General features: G+C 41.5%; 21 protein-coding genes. 4 read left to right on the forward strand and 17 right to left on the reverse strand.

The window, feature by feature from the left end:
• The 10 genes from ACLOAU_RS05975 to ACLOAU_RS06020 form a co-directional block, all read right to left on the reverse strand.
• A complete protein-coding gene (locus ACLOAU_RS05975; RefSeq protein WP_427860945.1) occupies positions 1 to 606 on the reverse strand; it encodes a beta-ketoacyl-[acyl-carrier-protein] synthase family protein in 606 nt (201 codons plus the stop codon).
• Positions 596 to 763, reverse strand: a complete 168-nt coding sequence (locus ACLOAU_RS05980; RefSeq protein WP_427860946.1) for a hypothetical protein — start codon at positions 761 to 763, stop codon at positions 596 to 598. Before ACLOAU_RS05980 ends, ACLOAU_RS05975 begins: the two co-directional genes overlap by 11 nt.
• Positions 760 to 1,332 (reverse strand): ATPase, encoded by a 573-nt coding sequence (locus ACLOAU_RS05985; protein ID WP_427860947.1) that lies wholly within the window; start codon positions 1,330 to 1,332, stop codon positions 760 to 762. The genes ACLOAU_RS05980 and ACLOAU_RS05985 overlap by 4 nt, the downstream gene beginning before the upstream one ends.
• 12 nt (positions 1,333 to 1,344) lie before the next feature.
• Complete coding sequence (locus ACLOAU_RS05990) at positions 1,345 to 2,610, reverse strand: NAD(P)/FAD-dependent oxidoreductase (RefSeq protein WP_427860948.1); 1,266 nt, start codon at positions 2,608 to 2,610, stop codon at positions 1,345 to 1,347.
• Between the two features lie 112 nt (positions 2,611 to 2,722).
• Positions 2,723 to 3,802: a methyltransferase gene (locus ACLOAU_RS05995; RefSeq protein ID WP_427860949.1), complete on the reverse strand. Its 1,080-nt coding sequence runs from the start codon at positions 3,800 to 3,802 to the stop codon at positions 2,723 to 2,725.
• A gap of 61 nt (positions 3,803 to 3,863) precedes the next feature.
• Positions 3,864 to 4,994 (reverse strand): beta-ketoacyl synthase N-terminal-like domain-containing protein, encoded by a 1,131-nt coding sequence (locus ACLOAU_RS06000; protein ID WP_427860950.1) that lies wholly within the window; start codon positions 4,992 to 4,994, stop codon positions 3,864 to 3,866.
• A 19-nt stretch (positions 4,995 to 5,013) separates the two neighbouring features.
• Complete coding sequence (locus ACLOAU_RS06005; RefSeq protein WP_427860951.1) at positions 5,014 to 5,433, reverse strand: acyl-CoA thioesterase; 420 nt, start codon at positions 5,431 to 5,433, stop codon at positions 5,014 to 5,016.
• Positions 5,433 to 6,062 carry a hypothetical protein gene (locus ACLOAU_RS06010; RefSeq protein ID WP_427860952.1) on the reverse strand — a complete coding sequence of 210 codons (630 nt, stop codon included), beginning with the start codon at positions 6,060 to 6,062 and terminating at the stop codon, positions 5,433 to 5,435. The genes ACLOAU_RS06005 and ACLOAU_RS06010 overlap by 1 nt, the downstream gene beginning before the upstream one ends.
• A gap of 21 nt (positions 6,063 to 6,083) precedes the next feature.
• Positions 6,084 to 6,497 (reverse strand): hotdog family protein, encoded by a 414-nt coding sequence (locus ACLOAU_RS06015; RefSeq protein WP_427860953.1) that lies wholly within the window; start codon positions 6,495 to 6,497, stop codon positions 6,084 to 6,086.
• A gap of 57 nt (positions 6,498 to 6,554) precedes the next feature.
• A complete protein-coding gene (locus ACLOAU_RS06020; protein WP_427860954.1) occupies positions 6,555 to 7,430 on the reverse strand; it encodes a lysophospholipid acyltransferase family protein in 876 nt (291 codons plus the stop codon).
• Positions 7,431 to 7,533: 103 nt separating this feature from the next.
• Between ACLOAU_RS06020 and ACLOAU_RS06025 the strand changes: the two genes are divergently transcribed.
• Entirely contained in the window at positions 7,534 to 8,649 is a 1,116-nt protein-coding gene (locus tag ACLOAU_RS06025; protein WP_427860955.1) for a mechanosensitive ion channel family protein, read from the forward strand.
• Here ACLOAU_RS06025 and ACLOAU_RS06030 read toward each other — a convergent pair.
• Entirely contained in the window at positions 8,627 to 9,142 is a 516-nt protein-coding gene (locus tag ACLOAU_RS06030) for a thioredoxin family protein (protein WP_427860956.1), read from the reverse strand. The two genes, ACLOAU_RS06025 and ACLOAU_RS06030, sit on opposite strands and share 23 nt — an antisense overlap.
• A gap of 172 nt (positions 9,143 to 9,314) precedes the next feature.
• On the opposite strand from ACLOAU_RS06030, the gene ACLOAU_RS06035 reads away from it, so the two are divergent.
• Positions 9,315 to 10,325: a hypothetical protein gene (locus ACLOAU_RS06035; RefSeq protein WP_427860957.1), complete on the forward strand. Its 1,011-nt coding sequence runs from the start codon at positions 9,315 to 9,317 to the stop codon at positions 10,323 to 10,325.
• Between the two features lie 3 nt (positions 10,326 to 10,328).
• Here the strand turns inward: ACLOAU_RS06035 and ACLOAU_RS06040 are convergent, their stop codons facing one another.
• The 4 genes from ACLOAU_RS06040 to ACLOAU_RS06055 all read right to left on the reverse strand — a co-directional run bounded on the left by ACLOAU_RS06040 (position 10,329) and on the right by ACLOAU_RS06055 (position 18,574).
• A complete protein-coding gene (locus tag ACLOAU_RS06040; RefSeq protein ID WP_427860958.1) occupies positions 10,329 to 11,090 on the reverse strand; it encodes a MerR family transcriptional regulator in 762 nt (253 codons plus the stop codon).
• 1,763 nt (positions 11,091 to 12,853) lie between these two features.
• Positions 12,854 to 13,930 (reverse strand): hypothetical protein, encoded by a 1,077-nt coding sequence (locus tag ACLOAU_RS06045; protein ID WP_427860959.1) that lies wholly within the window; start codon positions 13,928 to 13,930, stop codon positions 12,854 to 12,856.
• A gap of 84 nt (positions 13,931 to 14,014) precedes the next feature.
• Entirely contained in the window at positions 14,015 to 16,600 is a 2,586-nt protein-coding gene (locus tag ACLOAU_RS06050; RefSeq protein ID WP_427860960.1) for a CHAT domain-containing protein, read from the reverse strand.
• Between the two features lie 15 nt (positions 16,601 to 16,615).
• Positions 16,616 to 18,574 (reverse strand): PKD domain-containing protein, encoded by a 1,959-nt coding sequence (locus ACLOAU_RS06055; protein WP_427860961.1) that lies wholly within the window; start codon positions 18,572 to 18,574, stop codon positions 16,616 to 16,618.
• Between the two features lie 129 nt (positions 18,575 to 18,703).
• On the opposite strand from ACLOAU_RS06055, the gene ACLOAU_RS06060 reads away from it, so the two are divergent.
• Both ACLOAU_RS06060 and ACLOAU_RS06065 read left to right on the forward strand, forming a co-directional pair.
• On the forward strand, positions 18,704 to 19,267 hold the full coding sequence (locus ACLOAU_RS06060; RefSeq protein ID WP_427860962.1) for an RNA polymerase sigma factor: 564 nt from the start codon (positions 18,704 to 18,706) through the stop codon (positions 19,265 to 19,267).
• Positions 19,264 to 19,980 (forward strand): tetratricopeptide repeat protein, encoded by a 717-nt coding sequence (locus ACLOAU_RS06065; protein WP_427860963.1) that lies wholly within the window; start codon positions 19,264 to 19,266, stop codon positions 19,978 to 19,980. The genes ACLOAU_RS06060 and ACLOAU_RS06065 overlap by 4 nt, the downstream gene beginning before the upstream one ends.
• Here the strand turns inward: ACLOAU_RS06065 and ACLOAU_RS06070 are convergent.
• Together ACLOAU_RS06070 and ACLOAU_RS06075 are read right to left on the reverse strand one after the other, a co-directional pair.
• Entirely contained in the window at positions 19,977 to 20,252 is a 276-nt protein-coding gene (locus ACLOAU_RS06070; protein ID WP_427860964.1) for a hypothetical protein, read from the reverse strand. The genes ACLOAU_RS06065 and ACLOAU_RS06070 overlap by 4 nt on opposite strands.
• 8 nt (positions 20,253 to 20,260) lie before the next feature.
• On the reverse strand, positions 20,261 to 20,650 hold the full coding sequence (locus ACLOAU_RS06075) for a hypothetical protein (protein ID WP_427860965.1): 390 nt from the start codon (positions 20,648 to 20,650) through the stop codon (positions 20,261 to 20,263).
• Positions 20,651 to 20,662: the final 12 nt, after the last annotated feature.

The raw sequence follows: 20,662 nt of genomic DNA on the forward strand, positions 1-20,662 counted from the left end.
TTATGCCGCACATCCTTCCCTTAAACTCTCGGCCGTAAAGTTAAGCCCATTCTCTTTTCCCTGCTCTACTAAAAAGAAACGGGCATCGTATTCGTCATTTTCCACATCTACCCACCCGCAGATACAGGCTTTGATCCCCTGGTATTGCATCAGGTTGTTTACATAAAAAAAAATCCACTCGGGGTCAAACTGTTCACTGATAAAAAAGGCATTCTCTCCTTTAAATCCATACCGGATGCTTATTTCGCCAATAACAATATTCGGCAGGGTATATACAAACAGCGAGGGGCTGGGGAAGGTTTTGGATGATTCGAAATAATTAATATCTGCCTCAACACTACCGCTGCGGTTAGATAAAACAATACCCAACTCTCCAGGCTGATAGGCTGTTTTATCAAAATCTTTTAATAAAATATGTGTAGCGGCAATGCCCAGCTTACAAAGCGCATCCATTTTGAAAAATTTCGGATAGTTGATATCCAGCTTTTCATAAAGGAACGAAAAGAAATCTCCTTCAATGTTGTGGTCCAATAACGGGATGCCATTGCACACAATCTTACCAGACCCGATAAAAACACTTTTTGTTTTATAAAGACTATTTGCCACTCTTAATCTCTTCTGGTGTAATCCGTTTTATTTTACCTTCAACCATGACAACAATGGCAGATTTTTTTTGCTTTTTAAACTCAATTAATCGTTCATGAGTTTTGTTTAACCCGTAATAAATTTTTTCTTTTATTGTTGAGTGTTTGTCTGCCATCATTTCATCGAATTTATCTTATTAAAAATGATCTCATTAAAGATATTTATACTTCCATTCACCTTTTCAATAACAGGAGCGCCCGGCGATACAGAATTGTCAAAAACATAAACCTCGTCACAAATATCAAAATAGATATTTTTTAAATTAGCTACCCCACGGTTATATCGTCGCGTAATTATTTCGTTCGGAATGTTGTGGCCGCCTTCTGATACTCTAATTAATACACGCTGCTTTGCTAACTCGTCAGATTCAAGCCAAAAAAAAATCAAAATAATCTTATAGCCTAAACTCTTTGCTTTACTTATTACTCCTTTATAGCTTTTAGTAGCCAGTGTGGTTTCAAAAGCAAAATTTACACCAGCTTCCATTAGTTCACCGATCCTGGTTAACATAAGTCTGGCCGCCTGGACAGATACGCTTTCGGGTTGAAATGGAGATAATCCCCTTGCTATCTCATCGGCATTAACAAACTCCTTACAGTCAAGTATTTCCGGTAGGAGAGTAAATGATGCGGTTGTTTTTCCTGCTCCATTTGGACCTGCTACAATATATAAATATCTCTCACCCAACCTTATTTGATTCTAGTCCTTAAACCCGTTATTAATATAAGCAATACTGTCTCTTAAGTGAATCGTTTTTGCCAGTTTCTTCAATGCCGTATCGTGGTTTTTAACATAATCATTTTCCATATCCCAAACATAGCCCGCTAATACCGAGCATATTTTGCGTTTGATTTCTGCATCCTGGTCGTCAGCAAAGAAGATCGTATCCAATGTTCCCTCATACCAGGCCATTACGTAGCTGCGGAAGGTATTTACCCCCTGCATCATAATATCCATGTATTCCTTATTCCAATCTACCGCTTCGCCTTTCAACTTTTTCACTACCAGTTTGCCCGCGATCTGGCTGGATACGGTGGCTAACGTAACACCCGACGAAAATACCGGGTCGAGAAACTCGGTTACGTTCCCGGTCAATACAAATCCATCGCCATAAAACTTATCGGTAGTGGACGACCATGATTGTAATACCCTTGGTTCAAATACCAGTTCAGCATCTTTCATGCGTTCGGCGATATAGGGTTGCGAGGCGATGAGCGCTCTCATAATCTCCTCCTGAGTGCCTGTGAATTGCTCAAAAAATCCGGGATCAGCCACATACCCCACAGAGGTGATACCAGTAGAGAAAGGAATCACCCATATCCATACGGCTTTGTCATGTACAATAATAGTAATGCGATCGGGCTCGTCATCCATGGAGCGCTTGGTGTCAACCAGGTGGGTAAACACCGCTTTGCGGGGAGGCAGGTTAGACGGGCGTTCCATTCCAAATAATTTGGGTATGACGCGGCCGTAACCACTTCCATCTATAATAAACCGTGCAAATATTTCTCTTGTATTACCATCCTTGTCTTCTACGGTTGTTGTGGAAGTTCCATCCGGGTGAAACTGTATGGCAGTAACGCCGGTTTGATATTCAACCGGAACACCCTGGCTCTCAACAGTTTTCGCCAATGTGTGGTCAAAGTCTGCACGAGGCACCTGCCAGGTCCATCCCCACCCATCCGTAAACTGGTCGTTAAAAAAGTAGTTACATATCTTTCCCTGTTTTTCAAACTTGGCGCCGTTCTTTTGCTGGTAGCCCCTTGCCTTCACCGCATCCAGAAATTTTGCCTCTTCCAGTGCTTCCATACATCGGGGCAACAGGCTTTCTCCAATCACGAATCGCGGAAACTCTTGTTTCTCCACGATCTTAACTTTATAACCAGCCTGGTTTACAATGGAAGCGGCTACGGTACCTGCGGGACCAGCACCAATAACAAGGACATCTACTTTTTCGGGTTGCATAAAATGCGTTTGATATTAAAATTTAAAGTTCGATATTTTTAGCATTCAAAGCAGATGGATTTTAGCGGCTTTTAAAATTATTTATCAGCATCTCCATTCTGCTATCGGTTCATTATTTGCGTTTTTTACATTTCAGTAAGGTATGGCTTAACCCGATACCACTTATTTCTTCTACAATGTCGAAGCCCGCCCTGTCGATTGCTTTTTTGAAAACACGGCTATCATACATCTGGCTGTTACCATTGGCTATTGCAGTGAAATAGATAGATAGCTGCTGGATACAAAAAGCAGCCGTTTCGAAACGCTGATTATCCCAGAACGCTTCTAAAATATAAATCGCACCCTCCTTGTTCAATGCCTGTCCGCAACGCTTCATGATAGAAACAATTTCATCTTCGGAAAAACAATCCAGGAACTGGCTCATCCAAACCGCATCATATCCGGGAGGAAACTGTACTGACTCGTCTAACACATTTGCCGGATAAAAATCTACACGGTCAGCAAGCCCCAGGTCTTCAATATTCTTCCTTGCCATTGCTGCCTGCCCCGGCAGGTCAACAATAGTGATACGCACTTCGGGATCAAATTTTGTGGATGCTAACGCCCATTTCCCGGTATTTCCGCCAATTTCCAGTAATCTTTGAATATGATTCTCCGGCTTGTAAATATGCTTCAGCACCAAAGGGAAAGCAATGTCTGAGAAGAAATGATCATACTCAAACCAGCTTTTTTGTTGTTGTGGCTGTAACTGAGAAAGTCCTTCGTAAACGGTGTTCCAGCTACCCAGCTCTTTTAATCCGGCCGGTTTGCCCGTATCAATTGCTTCTTCCAGGTGAAACAGGCCTTTGTAACAAATGTCCTGCACGAAATTCATATTTACGTTGGTAAGCGGATCATGCAGAATAAAATACCCGGTTTTTGCCAGGTAATATTTTCCGTCCTCATCTACGGTCACCATTTCCATTCCAAGCCCTGCTTCCAATAACACCCGGGCTCCGTATTCAGGCACATTTGTTTGCTCTACGATTCTGGCCAAATTAATACCCGTCTTATGGTCTTCTATTACTTTTAAAATACCTTTGTCTCTTAATAACCTGGCTACCTGAAATACTATTGGCCCATGAGCAATCACCTGTGCATGGTGTTTGGCATCTATAGCAGACTTCTTGTCTTTCGCGTAAAAATTCGTCATTTATTGGTTTATTATTTCGTTTTTGTTTTAGTCCAATCCCGCTCCGGTTTTCAATGCATTTCTATCCCTTTTCCCACACAACTGCCGCATTACAGCCTCCAAAACCCGACGCCGTTTTAAGGCAGGTTTTCAAAGCGGCTTGCTGCAAGGTACTGCAAACGTTGATATTTTCTGAAGTGCCGGGTGTTTCAAACCCTTTGGTAGGAATCAGCAGGTTTTCTCTTAATGCATGTACACTGATCACGCTTTCTACCAGGCCGGCAGCGCCTAAAGTATGCCCATAGTATCCCTTCAAACTGTTTACAGGAACCGATTGAAGTCCTGCCAGGTTGATCGCTTTGCTCTCCATATCGTCGTTGTACAGTGTTGCTGTACCGTGTAAGGATACAAAGTCTATTTGTCCCGGTTCGCTTTTGGCCTCTTTCATCGCCTGGTCTATGGCCATAAATAATTCCTGTCCGGTTCGTGACGGACCAGATATATGATTGGCATCGTTACTGATACCGCCGCCTTTTAATTCAATAACGTTCTGCGGTGGCGGATATACCGAAAGGATCATCGAAGCCGCGGCCTCACCCAGGTTAATTCCTTTCCTGGCTGCGTCAAACGGCCTGCAAGGCTCATCGCTTACAGCCTGGAACGACTGAAAGCCCGATAATACGAACCGGGTAATCAAATCTGCACCCGTAACCACAATATGTTCATACAGCCCAGCCTGCAACATTCGCTTGGCAGTAATTAAGGCAACCAAACCTGAAATACAGGCATGAGAAACAATTACCGGCTTTGCGCTAAAACCAAAATACCGGGCAATTTTTTGTGCAGACGAACCAAGACTGATCTCGCTCTTTAAGGAATCGCTAATCTCATTTTCTTCAAGCAAACTGATATTTCCTTTTGTAGATGAAATGATCAGGCCGGTTTTCCCGTCTGCCAGATCAATATCCGCGTAGCTTAAGGTATCTTTTATGGATAACGCCAGCAATGATTCGAACCTTGTAAAAGACGGTATCATCTTTTGCTGCCAAAATTCATCTGTAAACAAAGCGCTATAGAACGCTTTAGGACTTCTGGCTCCCGCCTCATGCAGCCTCACATTCGTATTTCCTTTTGTTATCTCTGAAAAATTATTGGCAGAAGACAGTCCAAACGGCGAAACAATATTATCGGCAATCAGGAAAACCCTTTTCATAATTCCTTCATTTTCTGCGCTACAACAACTGTTGTTTTTTCCACTCCAGGAAAAATGGCGGGTTATTTAATAATAGGGTTTGTGTGTCTTTGTCCAAAAAAACCTGCGTTGTGGTTCCTGTCGCCACCAGGCTGCGATCTGATTTTTTATACAGTTTATAGCTGAAAATTATTTTTGCGGCCTCGCAGGGATGATAGGTAGATTCTACAATCACTGAATCACCGAATTTGAGCGACTTTTTATAATTGCATTCTGCATGAACGATCGGTACTACAATATTTTCTTTGAAAAAATGCATGTATCCAATTCCGTATTGCTCGCCAAACGCTTCACGCCCGTCTTCAAAATAGCGTACGTAATGTCCATGCCAAACAATTCCCAAAGGATCGGCTTCATTAAATCGGATTAAAACCTCAACGGTATGACTCAGTGTTTTCATTAATTAGACTTCCATTTCTTGTACTCAGACTTTTCAATCTGATCAATTATTTTCTTAAAACCGGTAGCCCAATAGTTTCTAAAGCTAAAACCTGATCCCAAAGCGCCTTCCATGCGTTTGGTCATTAATACCTTGCGCGTTTTTATATCAAAAAGTGTTACCCAAAGAGATAAAGCCTTTTTTGTTTTGCTCATTCCTTCAACTACAAACACAAGACCTGTTCCTGTTTTAGCGCCTCCGTTAAAGCCGCTGATCAAAGTTTGGATATCTTTTTCACTAAGCCTGTTAAAATCATCAGAATTAGTTGATAACAATTGATCCGGGTCGGCTTTTTCGTTTCTTTTATCGGTGTAACTCAAATCATTGGCCAATTCAGTTCTCCTGAATGCTTTTGCTACGTCGTACTTTTTATACTCGTTAATGATCAACGCATTGATCCCTGCAAACTGGCGCTCCACAATATCCCTGGGGTTAGCGTTGGGATCTCCCATCAACCTCGCTTTAGTGAAGTCAATTCCATAATAGAAAATAGGTGTTTCGGTGTTATTCAGTACCTCCGATAAGGTTTGAGCTTTCACAGTAATGCCGAACGTTAAAACCATCAATAATAATAATAATTGCGATTTCATTTTTTTGCTTTTTTTAGGTATTTAGGATATAAATATTTTCATTTCACAGGAGACAATATACTCGCCGTTAACAGATATAGCCCCCTCTATAATTGTGGCATTAAATATCTGGTTCTTTATGGTAATAGCAGTAGTAAGCACATCCCCAATTTTAGGGAGATTGCTTATTTTAAGGTTTTGTACGGCTCCAATAAAACCTACCGGCACAGGTTTTTGCTCCTGCTGGCAGATATAACCCATACGTGCGGCAGCCGTTTGCGCGATATTTTCAATCAATGCAGGCTCCCGCAACAGTTCCATTTCTACAAATAAATTATCCGCCTTTACTTCAAAAGTAGTAGACGCTCCGCTTTCGTCGCAAGACTCCAGGGTATCAATCATTACAAAGGGCGTTCTTTGTGGAATATAGGGTAATATACTTTTTGAAATGCTCACAGCGTTTTTTTAACGGCGTTAAAAGTAAGGAAACTTACCGACTATGACCAGGTATACCTATTTCCAGAAATCGTAATAGTTGTACCATTGTGTGGGATATTGTTTTACCTTCTCCGTCATAGCATCTACAAAAGCTTCCAGTACCTTTTCTGAAGAGATACCGGGTTTGTTTCGATAGACGACACCCGGGGTTGCAAAAAAATGATAGTGGTATAAAGATTCCTTCATTGCAAAAACAAAGGAAACCGGTACGTTTAGTTTGGTGGCCAGGGCAAAAGGTCCCTGTGGGAAATGGGCAGACTTACCAAGGAAATCAGCCGGTAACGTTTTATTACCCGGTAAGAAACGGTCAGAATGCATACACACCAATTCATTATTATTAAGCGCCTCCATTATTTCATAAATATGGGAGATATTGTCTTTAATGACGATAATATTGGCATTGCGTTGACCAGTGGTATTTTCCAGGTATTGTTTCAGCTGCTGATGCTCTCCATCAAACATAACGATATTGATCCGGGTGTTCAATCTTTTCAGCAAATGGCCGGCAATTTCCCAGTTGCCGATATGCGCACTTAAAAGTAAGCCGCCGTTGCCAGCAGCAACCATTTCATGGAGATGTTGTTCCCCATCGAAGTTAAAAGTAAAGCGGTTGGAAATACCTGCCATCATTACAATACGGTCGATCAGCGCCTGGCCAAACCAGTAATAATTTTTATAAAGACTGATCAGCGATTTAAGAAGGGGAAAACCAAGGCGCTTTCGAAGATAATACCAAATGGCGCGGGAAGATTTCCAGCTAAACAGGAAATAATAGGCAGCAACAAACAGCAACAACAGGTAAGCAGGAAGTACGCCCAATTTTTTTAAAACCGCTATAAAAATTCCGTAGCCGGTTTTATTTCCCCTGGATTTCCCTTCCCATTCTGCCATTAATGTCTTTAATTTTGAGCGCAAAGGTATGCCAGTAAGCAGATATTAAGATTGCCAGAGCAAATACCTTTTTACTTTTGAATTAACTTTTTATATTAATCGAATGAAGAATTTTTTACAAGAGGTATACCTGGACAATACGCTGCAGAGCTACCTGATAGTTGCTGTTATTATTTTTCTTGGGTTCTTATTCAAGCGGTTTATTGCACATTATATAGCGTCTTTTTTTGCTTACCTTATTAAAAGCCGTTACAAAAGTATTGACCCATCTATATTTAAAAGTCTTATTGCCAAACCCTTAGGTTTATTTATCGCGGTGTTGATCACCCTGGTGGCGCTCGACCGCCTTACATTTCCATCGGTTCTCGACTTCAAGGTTTACAAAATCGGGATCAAGGAACTACTGCGTATGATTGGCACTACGCTATTAATTATTACCTTTTTCCGCTTTTTGATCAAGTCGATGGATTTTGTGGTTTTGCTCATTAGAAACCGTTACATGCAAAACGGAGATCAGGGCAATCATCAGCTGGTATTTTTCTTTAAAGATTTTATTAAGGTAGTTATAGGCCTTATTGGCGGATTGCTTATTTTAAAATATACTTTTAACTATGATGTAAAAGGGCTGGTAACAGGACTGAGTATTGTAGGCGCGGCTATAGCTTTAGCCCTCAAAGAAAGCCTGGAAAATTTGATTGCCTCGTTTATTATTTTCTTTGACAAGCCTTTTCAAATGGGAGATGCCGTAAAGGTCAACAGCTTTAGTGGCGTTGTAGAAAAAATAGGGTTGCGAAGCACACGCATCCGCACTGATGCCAAAACCTATATCACCGTTCCTAATAAACAAATGGTAGATAGTGTATTGGATAACCTGAGTAACCGTACCCAGCGCCGTGCCGATTTAAGATTGGAAATTGGTGTAGACACCGTTCCCGCTAAAGTGGATGAATTGCTAAATGGCATCAGAAAAATTCTCACCAGGCCGGAAATACAGAACTTTAACCTGTTTCTTACTGAAATAACACCCAACGCCCTGGTGATTGCAGGTGATTATTATACAGAGCCTAAAAATATCGCACAATATAACCAGGTAAAACAAGAAGTAAACCTGACGGTACTGCAATTAATGGAAAACATTGGTGTAGACGCTGCAGGCAAATCAACCAGTATTACCATTACAAATCCTGCTGATTCTTTTACTTCTCATTCAAAACCTTAGCAAGTTCTTCATCAAACTTGCCTGTAGCGCCATATTCTACCACGCGACCTGTTTCTTTGCCTTCCTTCAAAATAATGATCGTAGGCACATGCAGTACATTAAAATTGGTGGCAAAATGTGCCTCATCTTTCTTGGTTCTATCCAGTGCAAAAAGCGTTACTCGTTTTTTATCGACACCTGCCTGTTCCAGAATTTTATAAAAACGGGGAACAACATAATGAGAATCGGGACACCAGGTTCCAAAGAAAACCATAAAAGTCACACTGTCTTTTTGGGCTATAAAACTATTGACCACGGCTTCTGCAGGCTTGTATACGCTTTCGTTTTCAGCAAACCATTTAAACTCGGCCGGATCAGCTTTTAAAATACTATCGGTCACAAAACCCTTGAGTAATTTTTTTCCCGTACGATCCTTTACTGTTCCGTAATTCTGAGCCTGTGCCGTTAATAATACCATAATATGTAAAATACTTAGTAAAGCGAGTTTTTTCATTATTGCCTTTTGACCTTATAGTTTTTAAAGAACTTACGAAGCTTCAACATATCATAATAAGAAATGTTCGCGAAGCAGATAGCTTTTCATATAACAATTATAATTAATAAATTTATTTTTTTATAGATATTATTTTATATAGATTGCCTTTACAATTTATAACTGTTTATGTATGATTCGATTCAGCCTCTTATCAATTATTTTGTGCATTTGTTGCACCAACATTAATGCACAGGTTATTTGGAGCAATTCTATCACAGGAACCAATCCAAATACAGGTAATCCTTATGTAGCAGGACAAGTTGTTGATCCTGATGTTACCGTTTCCGTAATCGGAAGAGGGTCTGGTATATCAAGCGATAATGCTAATAATAGGTACAATGCCAGTGGATGGACCCAAAATACCAGCATTACCAACCCCAACAATCCTGCAGATTATTATTACTTCACCATAACTCCCAACCCAGGCTACAGCCTCAGCCTCGGTAGTTTTACCTACACCGGGCAGCGATCCGGTACAGGTCCCAGATCATTTGCCTTTCGCTCAAGCCTTGATAATTTTGCCACGAATGTTGGCCCCGCCAATACCAATGGGCGTACAATTGACCTCTCTGCTTCCGCATTCCAAAACATAACTTCACCCATTACATTCCGTTTTTACGGGTATGAGGCCGACAATGGTACAGGAACCTACAGTATCAACGATTTCAGTTTTTTAGGAAATGCTGTGGTTTTACCGGCAATCTTCGATAAATTAACTGCTTCATTTGTTGGTGAGCAGCTCGTTGTAAACTGGAATACTCTTTCGGAAAAAGCCAATGATCATTTTGGTGTGGAGATTTCTGCAGATGGCAAAATTTTTAAAGAAATAGGCGTTGTCAAAACCAAGGCTGCCAACGGAGATTCTCCGGTAGAATTATCCTATAGCTTTACAATGGAAGGCAAAGAAATTAGCCTGGTAACTGGCTCTTTATTGGCCTTGTTTCTTGCCGGCTTTCTTAAACGCAGCACTCAATATAGGATGATCGTTGTTGTGACAAGCACTTTATTGATGACTTCCTGCAGTAAATGGGATTCTACAAAAAAGACGGATACTGCTGCGAAATATTTTATCCGTATAGCACAAGTTGATGTTGACGGCAAAAAGTCGTATTCAAAAACAGTACAGGTAACGTATCAGTAAAGCTTAAAGCGATGCTTTAAGCTCAAGGAAAAATGCCTTTATCTTTTCGAGCGATTGTACAGCAGTAAACTTTTCATCTGCTTTTTTATTGTTTTTAAGATAGTCCCGGGCACCTTCAATGGTAAATTTGCGTCTCCGTAATAAATCATAAATCAGGTAAAGATTCTTTACATCCACTGGTCTGAAAAAACGGTCTCCTTTACCATTTTTTTTCGGCCTTAGAATATCAAATTCGCTTTCCCAGTAGCGAATCAGGGAATGATTTTCTTTAAACATAGAAGTAACTTCTCCCATGCTGTAGTATTGTTTAGCGTATAACACATCATCTCCCGGCATTTCAATCATTTCAGCCGCGAGGCTATGTTCTTTTACAGATTTTCTTCCCCGGGAGCTTCTTCTCTCCTGTGCTATTTCACCGGTGTGCTCATGCGCAGCACTTTCTTCCACCATTTCCTCTTCTTCCACATCGGTTTCATTGAAATCAATGGCAGATTCAGCTTCCTCTTCAGAATGGCTTTCAGCTTCCACTTTGGGGATAGTGTCATTATCAACGGCAGACGCAACATCTTCCACAAAATCCACCTCCGGTTCATCCGGAGCTGGCGGTTCTTCCACAGCCCCGGGCTGTACTATTTCTTCTTCAACTGCCTCAATTTGTGCAGGAGGCCGTAGTACATGCCTTTTAGGCTCAGGCACCGGATCCGTCTTGTCCAGGTCATCAAAAAAGGAAAATGAGCCCTGAGATTGTGAAGTAGTCTTCGCCATAAATACAAATCTACTGATATTAGGAGAATTTCAATTTACAAGAAAATGTTAAGTCCCTCCTCTGCATTTTATGTTGCAGGCGGCCATTTTAAAAACGCATATTTATATAGAATATTTCAAAGTCTCTTCTTTTCGCTTTCAAAAAAAGCAGGAATCAAGTGAATTTAAATCTTTTTGCTTCCTTTTTATGGCTTGGGTATGATAGGCCGTTCGCGCTGAAACCCAATACCGAAGCGGGTTGTAAAAAAATATGAGTGTTTGAAAAAGAAAAAAGATGTTGCAACTTGGTTTTATAACGGCTCTGGCTTTGCCTAGCTTTGTGTAACAATAACACAAACAGGTTTATTGGAAAGTGCGGAAAGACTGGGTGCAGAAGGACTTCAAAAAGATTATTCGAAGATTTTTCATATGGCAAGCAATCGTTAGAGGTCAGTCCGTTTCTACGGAAGGACCTTTTTTAATTAAAGGCATTGCCAGTAAAGGCACAAAAAATCCGGGTAAAAAACCCGGATCAACATTTTAAATCAGCACATGGCCGGCAATCGTTAGAGGCAATCAATTAGAGGTCTTCTTTAAACACCTGCTACGCTTAGTAGGAGTTTGTCTTTACATCCAGTTCGTTTTCTCGATATAAAGGTTCGCTAAGGTATAATTAATTTATATACCGATTAACTTTTTTTTAAACTTTTTTTAAAAGTTGTTAATAAAAGGTAGAAAAATACTTGTTTCAAATCAATTATGCTGATGATTGGCTGGTGTTTGGATGTAATAAGACAAACAGGCTGTAATTCAGTTCCAGACTGCGTTTCATACTCTTTTATATCCTTTTGAGGTGAAAATATTAACATTAACTTATTATTCGGCATTCTGTTTGTAATATATCTTTGTATTCAGAAGCGAAAGCTTCAAAAAAATTAGATTTTAAGTTTTTTTCATATGGCAAGCAATCGTTAGAGGTCAGTCCGTTTCTACGGAAGGACCTTTTTTCTTTTCAGGCCGCTTGCTAATACTTTGCGCTACCAGAACCACAACTCCTTATCGGTACTTTTAGATTTCATTTTGACCTTGGATATGTTGATAATAAACACACGAAACCCTTTACTGTAGCGGAATTCTATCAAAACCCGCCCGTTGAGGGGAACTAAATGGCACTTTATTTGTCTATATATTTGTCGTTTTAGCAATTAACTTTGTGTAACAATAACGCAAAGGGTTATTACTGAGGGAAAGAAAGGAGTGAAGAGTGACATAAAATAGATTTTTCGAAGATTTTTCATATGGCAAGCAATCGTTAGAGGTCAGTCCGTTTCTACGGAAGGACCTTTTTTCTTTTTAGCCGGTTTTCAATCTAAAAAGGGATGACCCTGTCGAAAGTTGACATCCCGGCCTCCATTTTATCTTATTGTAAGCTCATTTTTTGCCTTGGGTAGCATGTAAACACTGCCACAAAAACCAATACAGTAGCGCCTTTCATTAATTTTACACTGGTTAGAAGTAATAGAATTGACTTTAAGTTGATTTAATAATTGTCGTTTTAGCAATTAATTTTGTGTAACAATAACACAAAGGGGTTATTACAGAGGAAAAGAAAGAGTGAAGAGTGACACAAAATAGATTTTTCGAAGATTTTTCATATGGCAAGCAATCGTTAGAGGTCAGTCCGTTTCTACGGAAGGACCTTTTTTCTTTTTAGCCCGGTTTACAACAAAAAGGGCTGCCGTGTAAGCAACCCTTCTTTTGCCGGAATTTTTATAGATCAGGTATTATTTGGTATTAACCTGGTTAATCAGATTTAAAAGTTGTGTTTCAGAAACCTCCGTAAGTGAAAAACTATAGGAGATAAAATCTTTTCCTGCCGCCGGTGCTCCGAATGTTACATCTTTCAGTTCCGCATAAAACTTTCCGTCTTTTGCGCTCATTGCTAAAAAAGTGCCCGATGTGCCGATGGGCATTGAATTTTGATAGCTCAGAAAGCCTTCTTTGCCAGGAGCAGGGTTTAATATCATTACCGAATAGTTGATTAAGGTGTTGGTTCCTGCTTTCTTAAAGAACAACATACTGGGTGTTTGCCCTCCCGAGCCAGTTTGTCCATTGAACCTGTTTCCAAAATATCCCAGTACGGTGGTCTTGGGGTTAGGATCATTGTATAATGCGTCGCAGTTTCTCCACTGCCCCAATGCATCCAGGGGGAAGGTGGTGGTACCACCATTAACGGCACCCCAGCCTGGGATCTGGCTCCAATCTATTCCTTTGGATAAGGAATACTGAACTGTAACTGATGTAGGCTGGTTTTCGTGATTATAGCCATTATTGGTATAAGAAACGGTTGTGTCACCTGCCCACATGGGTGCTTCACGTTTAGCGCCGGTAGCTGTACCAACCGGTACCATTACTGTTGGGGGGCGTTGCATTACTGCCTGATTTAAACGAAGTGCCGTATCATTCCTGCTCGCATTCACTATTATTTCTCCGAAAGACTCCAGCATTTCGCCAGAAGCGGTAACAGTTGGTTTGTTCGCCAGTATCATATCGCTGGCCTTTAAAATATCTTTTGCGCTAACCGTTACCGGCCCTGCTATCGGGGAACCATCAGGCTTTACAAACGCGTTGGCCGGGAAAGTAATTTTGGTACCGCTTTTCAAAGTAATGGTTCCGCCGGTGGTAGCATCAAAGCTGAACGTTTCCGTTTTAGGCGCATGCTTCTCAAAAAAAGCCTGCATCATGCGAGCCGAGGCCTGATCGTTATTACCGGGAATGGCCGGACTGTCGTTTTTCTTACAGGAGCTTAAACCTAAAATGGTTACAGCAACCAATGCCAAGGGTAAAAATATCTTTTTCATAACTATGGGGGTTTTATTGTTTTAAACTTGTTTACAGGCATATCAGGCACCCGAAACAATTGTTACCCCATAATTGGAAATATTTTATTTTTTTCTCTTCAGGAGAAAGAAGATGACTGCACCCAATGCGATAATTGCTCCGGCAATCAGGTATTGAATGAATTCTGCAGGTTTACTTTGAAGCAAAACCGGATGATTTTTCCCCTGGTATAATAAGGCTGCCCATAACCAGGGATTTTGCGCTGCGATCGCCGTGTTTTTTTTCAGGTATGCCGCCCGGGCTCTTTGCAATGCTTTCGCAGGCAAGCTAACATCTGCAAGCTCCCCGTAAAAAAGCCGGGTTAAATCGGCCGCAGCTGCGTCATCCACTTCCCACCGCGTGGATAAAGCGCCATCCACCCCACTGCTAATAAAAGCTCTCCCCAGGCTTATAATACCTTCATTGTGCAGACTGGCACCCTTTCCTGTTTCGCAGGCAGATAACACGATCAAAGGGCAGTTAGCAATATTAAATTGAAGCTGTCCCAGGTAAAGCTTTTTTTGAAGCACAATAAACGGCTGCTGTGTGCTATCACCTGCCACAGCGTGGGAAGCCAGGTGGATAACGTTATGCTCAACTAGTGAACTATAAAATGCGCTATCGGTCGTAGTTTCAGCACTGCTGTAAGTGCAGGAAAACCGCTCCCGCAAATAATCTGCCTCCTTTTGGGTTGATGGCAGGGCCGGAAAGCCCAGGTGCTCATTCTCAAAACTAAACACGTGAATTGCGGCCGGCTTCGTTTTAGCCGGTGTTGCAAGCTGTAACAGGGAGAACTGGTAACTAACCGCATGTTCTACGCCGAAATATGTACTTCCTTTATCGTCCATAGGCAGTGCTTCGAAAGGGAGTTCGTGCAAACGGCCTGATGGAGAGATGATATAGTCTCCATTTTTACCTGTTTCACCCGGCAGGTATTTTTTAAAGAGGGCGTGAGCTGTTTTAAAATAAGTTCCCGGGCTATTCCCAAAAGCCTGCGGACCGGAATAGAAGTACTTTTTCGTAAAGTCCCCGATGTCCTGCAAATCCCTGATCGTTGAGTCAACAAAGCTGGAAAGACCACTACTGTTTGCCTTTATCAGGTACAAACCTTTATCCGTATAATGATAACTGATCACATTATTAGTTTTACGGCTCTCGTTTACCTGGTTTTTAAAATTAGTAAATGACGGGACCGTTAATGATTGCGAAAAACGGCTTCCTCTCAGACTGAACTGATACTCCTGCCGGGAAATTCTTTCTTTTATTACCTCTTTTTCTTCGGGAGAAACAGCCTGTGCCAGCAACAGGTAGTTATTGCGCAGTTCGCTTAAATCTGCATTATTTAGGGTTGCATCAGCCTTCCAGGTTCCCGATCGCTGTTGCTCATACATCAACTTACGCCCCTTGGATAGCTCTGTCATCCACAGCGCCTTCCATAAAAATTCGTCATTATGGGTAGTTTCAAACCATTGGTGATGCAAGGCAATCACATCGTTGGTTTGTGCTTCGTTCGAATATATGTTACTCTTGCTATATAGCCAGGGATCAATTAATTGCTGGGTAAAGTAGTCATTTAAAACCGCTTGTGTACCCCAGTAAGAGCTGCTGTCTGTTTGCTGCTGAACTTCGTAGCACAGTGCCAGGCCAAACATGGCTGTGGTTACATGGTAATCGGGATATACAATCAGCGAATCGGTTTTAAAAAACGCCAGGGTTTGCTCAAACCATGCCTTACTTAAAGTGGGCTGGTTCTGTTTAAAAAGATTAACGGCTATTTCATTGGACAGTCCGGCTTTATCTGTTACAGATGACGCTCCTGCAATATCCCAGGCTGCCTGTAACTGTACTAACGCTTCTGAATATTTATGATGTTTATTTAAAATACGGGCACTATTGGTTAATGCTGCCTGTTGCCATGCCGTATTATCAGAGGGCGGTACCGATAAGGCTTTCCGGTTCCAATAGGTTGCGCTGTCTGTCTGGCCGGTTTCCAGGTATGCTTCTGTTTTCTGGTTGTACAGTAACGTTGCGATGGCTTGTGACGCATTTTTAAGGCTGCTAATGGCAAGGTTAATGATGCTATGAACCTGCGGGTAATCTCTCATATAAAAATAGGTGGTCGCGAGGTTGGCATATAGTCCTGGAAGCATTTCCTGTTTGTGCTCTTTAACCGCCGATGCTATGGTTTGTTGTTGTATAGCGATTGCTTTGCTAAAATCTCCTATTCGTGTATAATTATTCCCCAGCGGCTTACCAATGTATTCTTCGGGTTGCATTTCAGCAGCCAGGCGATTATCTGCTTTATTTTCCTCGTAAAACAACAAAGCCTTTTCATACCAGCTGGCTGATGCCCTCACCTGCCTGCTTTGCAGCAAATGATAACCGATATTAATAAGCAGGTGATAATAGCCTAACTTTTCATCGTAGGAAGTTGGCTTCCGCCAAATATTGCTGAATACCGAGTCTGCTTTGTTAACTAAAACCGGGTTTTCATCGAGCGCATCAAAGGCGTAATTGATATAACCCAATAAAGAATCCTTTGCTTTCAGGTTTGTGTAAATAGCAGCCCTTTGGGAATGCTGTAAACCGGCATTACCCGACAACAGTGTTGCCAGCGCCACTAGAAGAATCAACAGCGCTGTTTTTACCATATTGGGTGGATTGAATTAAAAACGCCAACCTGCATATATGTAACCGAAGCTATTGTTTTTGCCGTTGTAATAATACCGGATCCCCAGGTGAGGCCCCAGCTTTACCTTCCCTACCTGCATGTCAACAAAAGGCTGAAATCGCCAGTTGCTAAACGCTTTAATATTTTCTGTCTGCACCATTTTGTAGGGTTCCGCAGCCACCCCGTTGGCTCCCACAATATGGTAGGCATTTTCCGATTCTATCCTTCCTCCTACATCAGCGGTTACCGCAGCTCCAGCCCCAACAGAAAAATAATCGCCTATATTATGGCGCAGCTGCAAAGGCACCAGCCTAACCTGGCTTATAGTATTTGTTTGAGAAGAGTCGAAAGTTTTATATGCGTATTCCTGCCGTTCGCCCACTCTTATAACTCCGGATCGCTCTATACCATCAATATGGGTTCCGGTAGTTTTTAATCCCTGTTTATAATATAGTTCCAATTGCAGGTAAGGACGATAGGGTGCCAACGGGGCCACGCCTACACCGGTAACGATGCCATTACTGGTTGTGGCGCCCGAGCCGAATGCCTGCTCGTACCCGGCCATAAATATGGGAGAAGGACTTTTTTTAAACCTACCCGTTGCATGATTGGTTATTACCGGCTCGTTCTTATCAAAATAAATAGCAGTGCGGGATTTAAAAGGTTTATTCTCCAGCTTTTTGCGTGTAACTATGCTGAACTCCAGGAAGCCTTTGGTGCTGTCCTTATCTTCCACCCCTTTCTGATTGGTACCCGCCAGGTAGATTCCATGAAATGTGAATATGGCTCCTTTTTCATTTTTCTCAAGCTCCCAGCATCCCCGCTTTTCTTTTGCCAGACTATCACAGGGTGGACAAAAGGGCGACATATCGGTAACCTGAATCGTCTCAGGATTTAAAACACCGGCCATTGTCATATCCAGTGCGATTTTCCTGGCGGGCCCCTTCCCGTTGTTTTGAAAACGTACTTTATAATTTAAGGGTTTATATTTTTTGAGAAAGCGGTAACTGATGCGACCTCCTTTTATATTCATTTTATTAGGATCATGCGAGTTAACTACCGGAACACTCAGTTTATGCATAACAGGTTTTCCTTTTTCGGGAACATACACGCCGGTTATAGTAAGCGTGGCATTCGTGTCTTTGATCATTTCAGGAGTAACATGCAACTGCAAAAAAGAAAACCGGGCTTCCCCGGCGGGTGTATTTTCTATATCTGAGCTATAAACATTTTTATAAAGTGAGGTGGTACCGGCGAACAAGGCTCCCGCAGCTGCGGCCTTCACTGTTACAGGAAAATTGGAAGCGGGGCTGCCACTTTCGGTAACCAGGAGATCGGATTGTAGTAACGGCATCTCTGTAGTTTTTGTAAAAGCCATTAATGGCGCTGTGCTACTGTAGGATCTAAAACCGGAAGTATCAAAACAGGTTTGATCAAACTGTTTTTCATTGAGCATCAGGTACAAACGGCCTTTTTGCTGTTGGGCTTCCGTATTCTTCCAACCCACAATCAATACCAGGGTATCATTAGGCTTGGCCATACAGTTATACTTTAGCTCGAACAAGCCATTAGCCTTAAAAAAGTCTTTTTCGGCAACGGATGCCACATTATCTTTTATGGGCGAAGATTTATTGACCTGTATTTTTTGTGTTTTCCGTTGGGGTTTCCTCCCGTCGTCATAGTTATTAACGGCGTACAGCATTACCTCATAATTATCAGCCCTGGTATATATATGCTGAGGGTTTTCTGCAGTACTGAAATGGCCGTCGCCAAAATCCCAGAGATAGGTATAAAAAGGTGCCGGCGCACCGGGAATTTGCGTAAGAGCAGGGAGCTTTATAGAAAAGGATACCCGGTTACTGCTATCGGTTGTTGCAATAATGGTACTATCCGCCTGTTGGGCGATCGTGTTAAAGCAAAGTATCAGTAAGAAAAAAGTATAAAAATATTTCACGCCGGCAGTTTTCCAGTATATCAATAAGGAGTAGATTTTGTTACCCCGGTTTTTAATGGCTGCCTAAATTTATTTAATTATTACCAGAGAAAAGAATTTTACTACATTAGCTTGTTATAAACCAGCCTCTTGCACGCCGATCAACAATATATCGATGCCCTCAGACAACATAACTCCCAGCGAATTGAGGAGATATACCGGAATTTTGCGCCTGGTATTAAAAGTTTTTTATTGTCGAAAGGAGCCGGCATCGAAGAAGCCGGCGATATTTTCCAGGAAGCGATTATTGATGTGTATAAGCTGGCACAAAATAAAAGCTTCACCCTCACCTGCCCGCTGGAGGCTTTTTTGTTGCTGATTTGCAAAAGAAAATGGATCAACCAGGTTGAAAAAAATAGAAGGCAGGGGGTAACAAAACCAGTTGATGACGGATATACCCAGATAGCCAGCAAAGATGATGAAGCCGCCGCATTTTACGCCGACACCTTAGAAAAGGAAGAAATAGTAATTGCAATGCTTCAGCAAATAAGTGACCGGTGCCGTGAAATTATCATGAACAGTTATGCCGATAAATCTCAGCAGCAACTGGCTGATAAGCTAGGCATAAGTTATGCCTACCTGAGAAAAAAGAAGTCTCTTTGCATGGCAGAATTGATATCATTGGTACGAAACAATAAAAACCATGCAGCATGAGCAATTTTGAAAAAATAGAAGCCTATACGGAGGGCCGGATGAGTGAGCCGGAGCGTGCTGCCTTTGAATTGGAATTGCAAGCCGATGCTCAATTGAAACAGGATTATGAAGACTGGTTGGAAGCGGATGATATACTGGAACGCCATATTGGACACCAATCGAGTATTGCCGATCTTAAACAAATTCTAAACCCGCTTACACAACAACATTTCAAAATAGAGAATGCACCAAAAGCAAAAGTGGTTTCTATTAAAAAATATGTGATAGCAGCTATTGCAGCAGCAGCGATATTTATTCTTTATCTCAGTTTGCCTGGCGGAATAGACAACTATACAACGCCTGATATGCCGCAGGCTGTGGTTAGAGGTTCAGAAAATCTGTCAAATAAAGGTGCCCGGTTATTCAACGAAGGTAAATATGAAGAAGCCTTGCCTTTGCTTAAAGAGCAGGCTTCATCAGAACCTAACGATGCCGCAGCAAATTTCTTTTATGCCGTTAGCCTGGTGAAGACAGAAAGATATGCGGAAGCATTGGCTGTATTAAAGCCACTTTCGGAAGGAGAATCCGCTTATAAAGAAGATGCTGCTTTTTTTGCTGCTTTGTCGGCCTATAAGCTGAACCGGAGGGCCGAAGCATTGGCATTTGCAGAAAAAGTAGCTGAGAGCAGCGCTTATTACCAGCCTTCTCAAAAGATCATTAAAAAGTGCCGTTAGTTATTCATACGCCAGAACCGGCCAAACAAACCCATATACTTTTCTTTGGTGGCGGCGGCCACCAACTTACCTTGCTCTGATACAGGGCTAAAATAAGTTACAGTAGCATTGGAGTAGATCAATTTGCTTTCATACTCTATTAACGGAGGGGAGCTTACCCTTCCTGCAGTTGGCTGGATAAACTTACTAAAATCACCTTCCTTGGGATTGGTAAAGAACGCAATCAAAATAGCGGCTATGATAAGCAAAGAGATAAGACGGCGAAACTTCATACTATATTTTATGACATTAATAAAGACGCTAACAACCAAATAATTACTGATAAATACAAAACAAAAAGCGCTACAAGAGAAAACGGAATATACTTGTCTTTATAAGCTGCTTTCTTATAGGGCAAAAGACTTATTAAGAGTCCAATGATAAATGCGATGACAGGATAAGAAAAAGCAATACCAATTATAAGATTCTGTCGAAATTCGTCTTCGTTTAATATTTTTCCGAAGATATCTCTGGTACCACCCCATTTAGACACAATCCAATAAAGCACTATCCCTGCACCCGTGCATACTAAAAGCAACACAATAATATTTCGCTTTGTCGAAAGTTTTTTTGAAGGTTTATGCCCGTCATTAAACAGGTCGCTCGCTCCTTCATTCTCACTTTGTAGCATTTTCCACTATCG

This window comes from Paraniabella aurantiaca (genome assembly GCF_050309965.1).
Classification (GTDB): Bacteria; Bacteroidota; Bacteroidia; order Chitinophagales; family Chitinophagaceae; genus Niabella.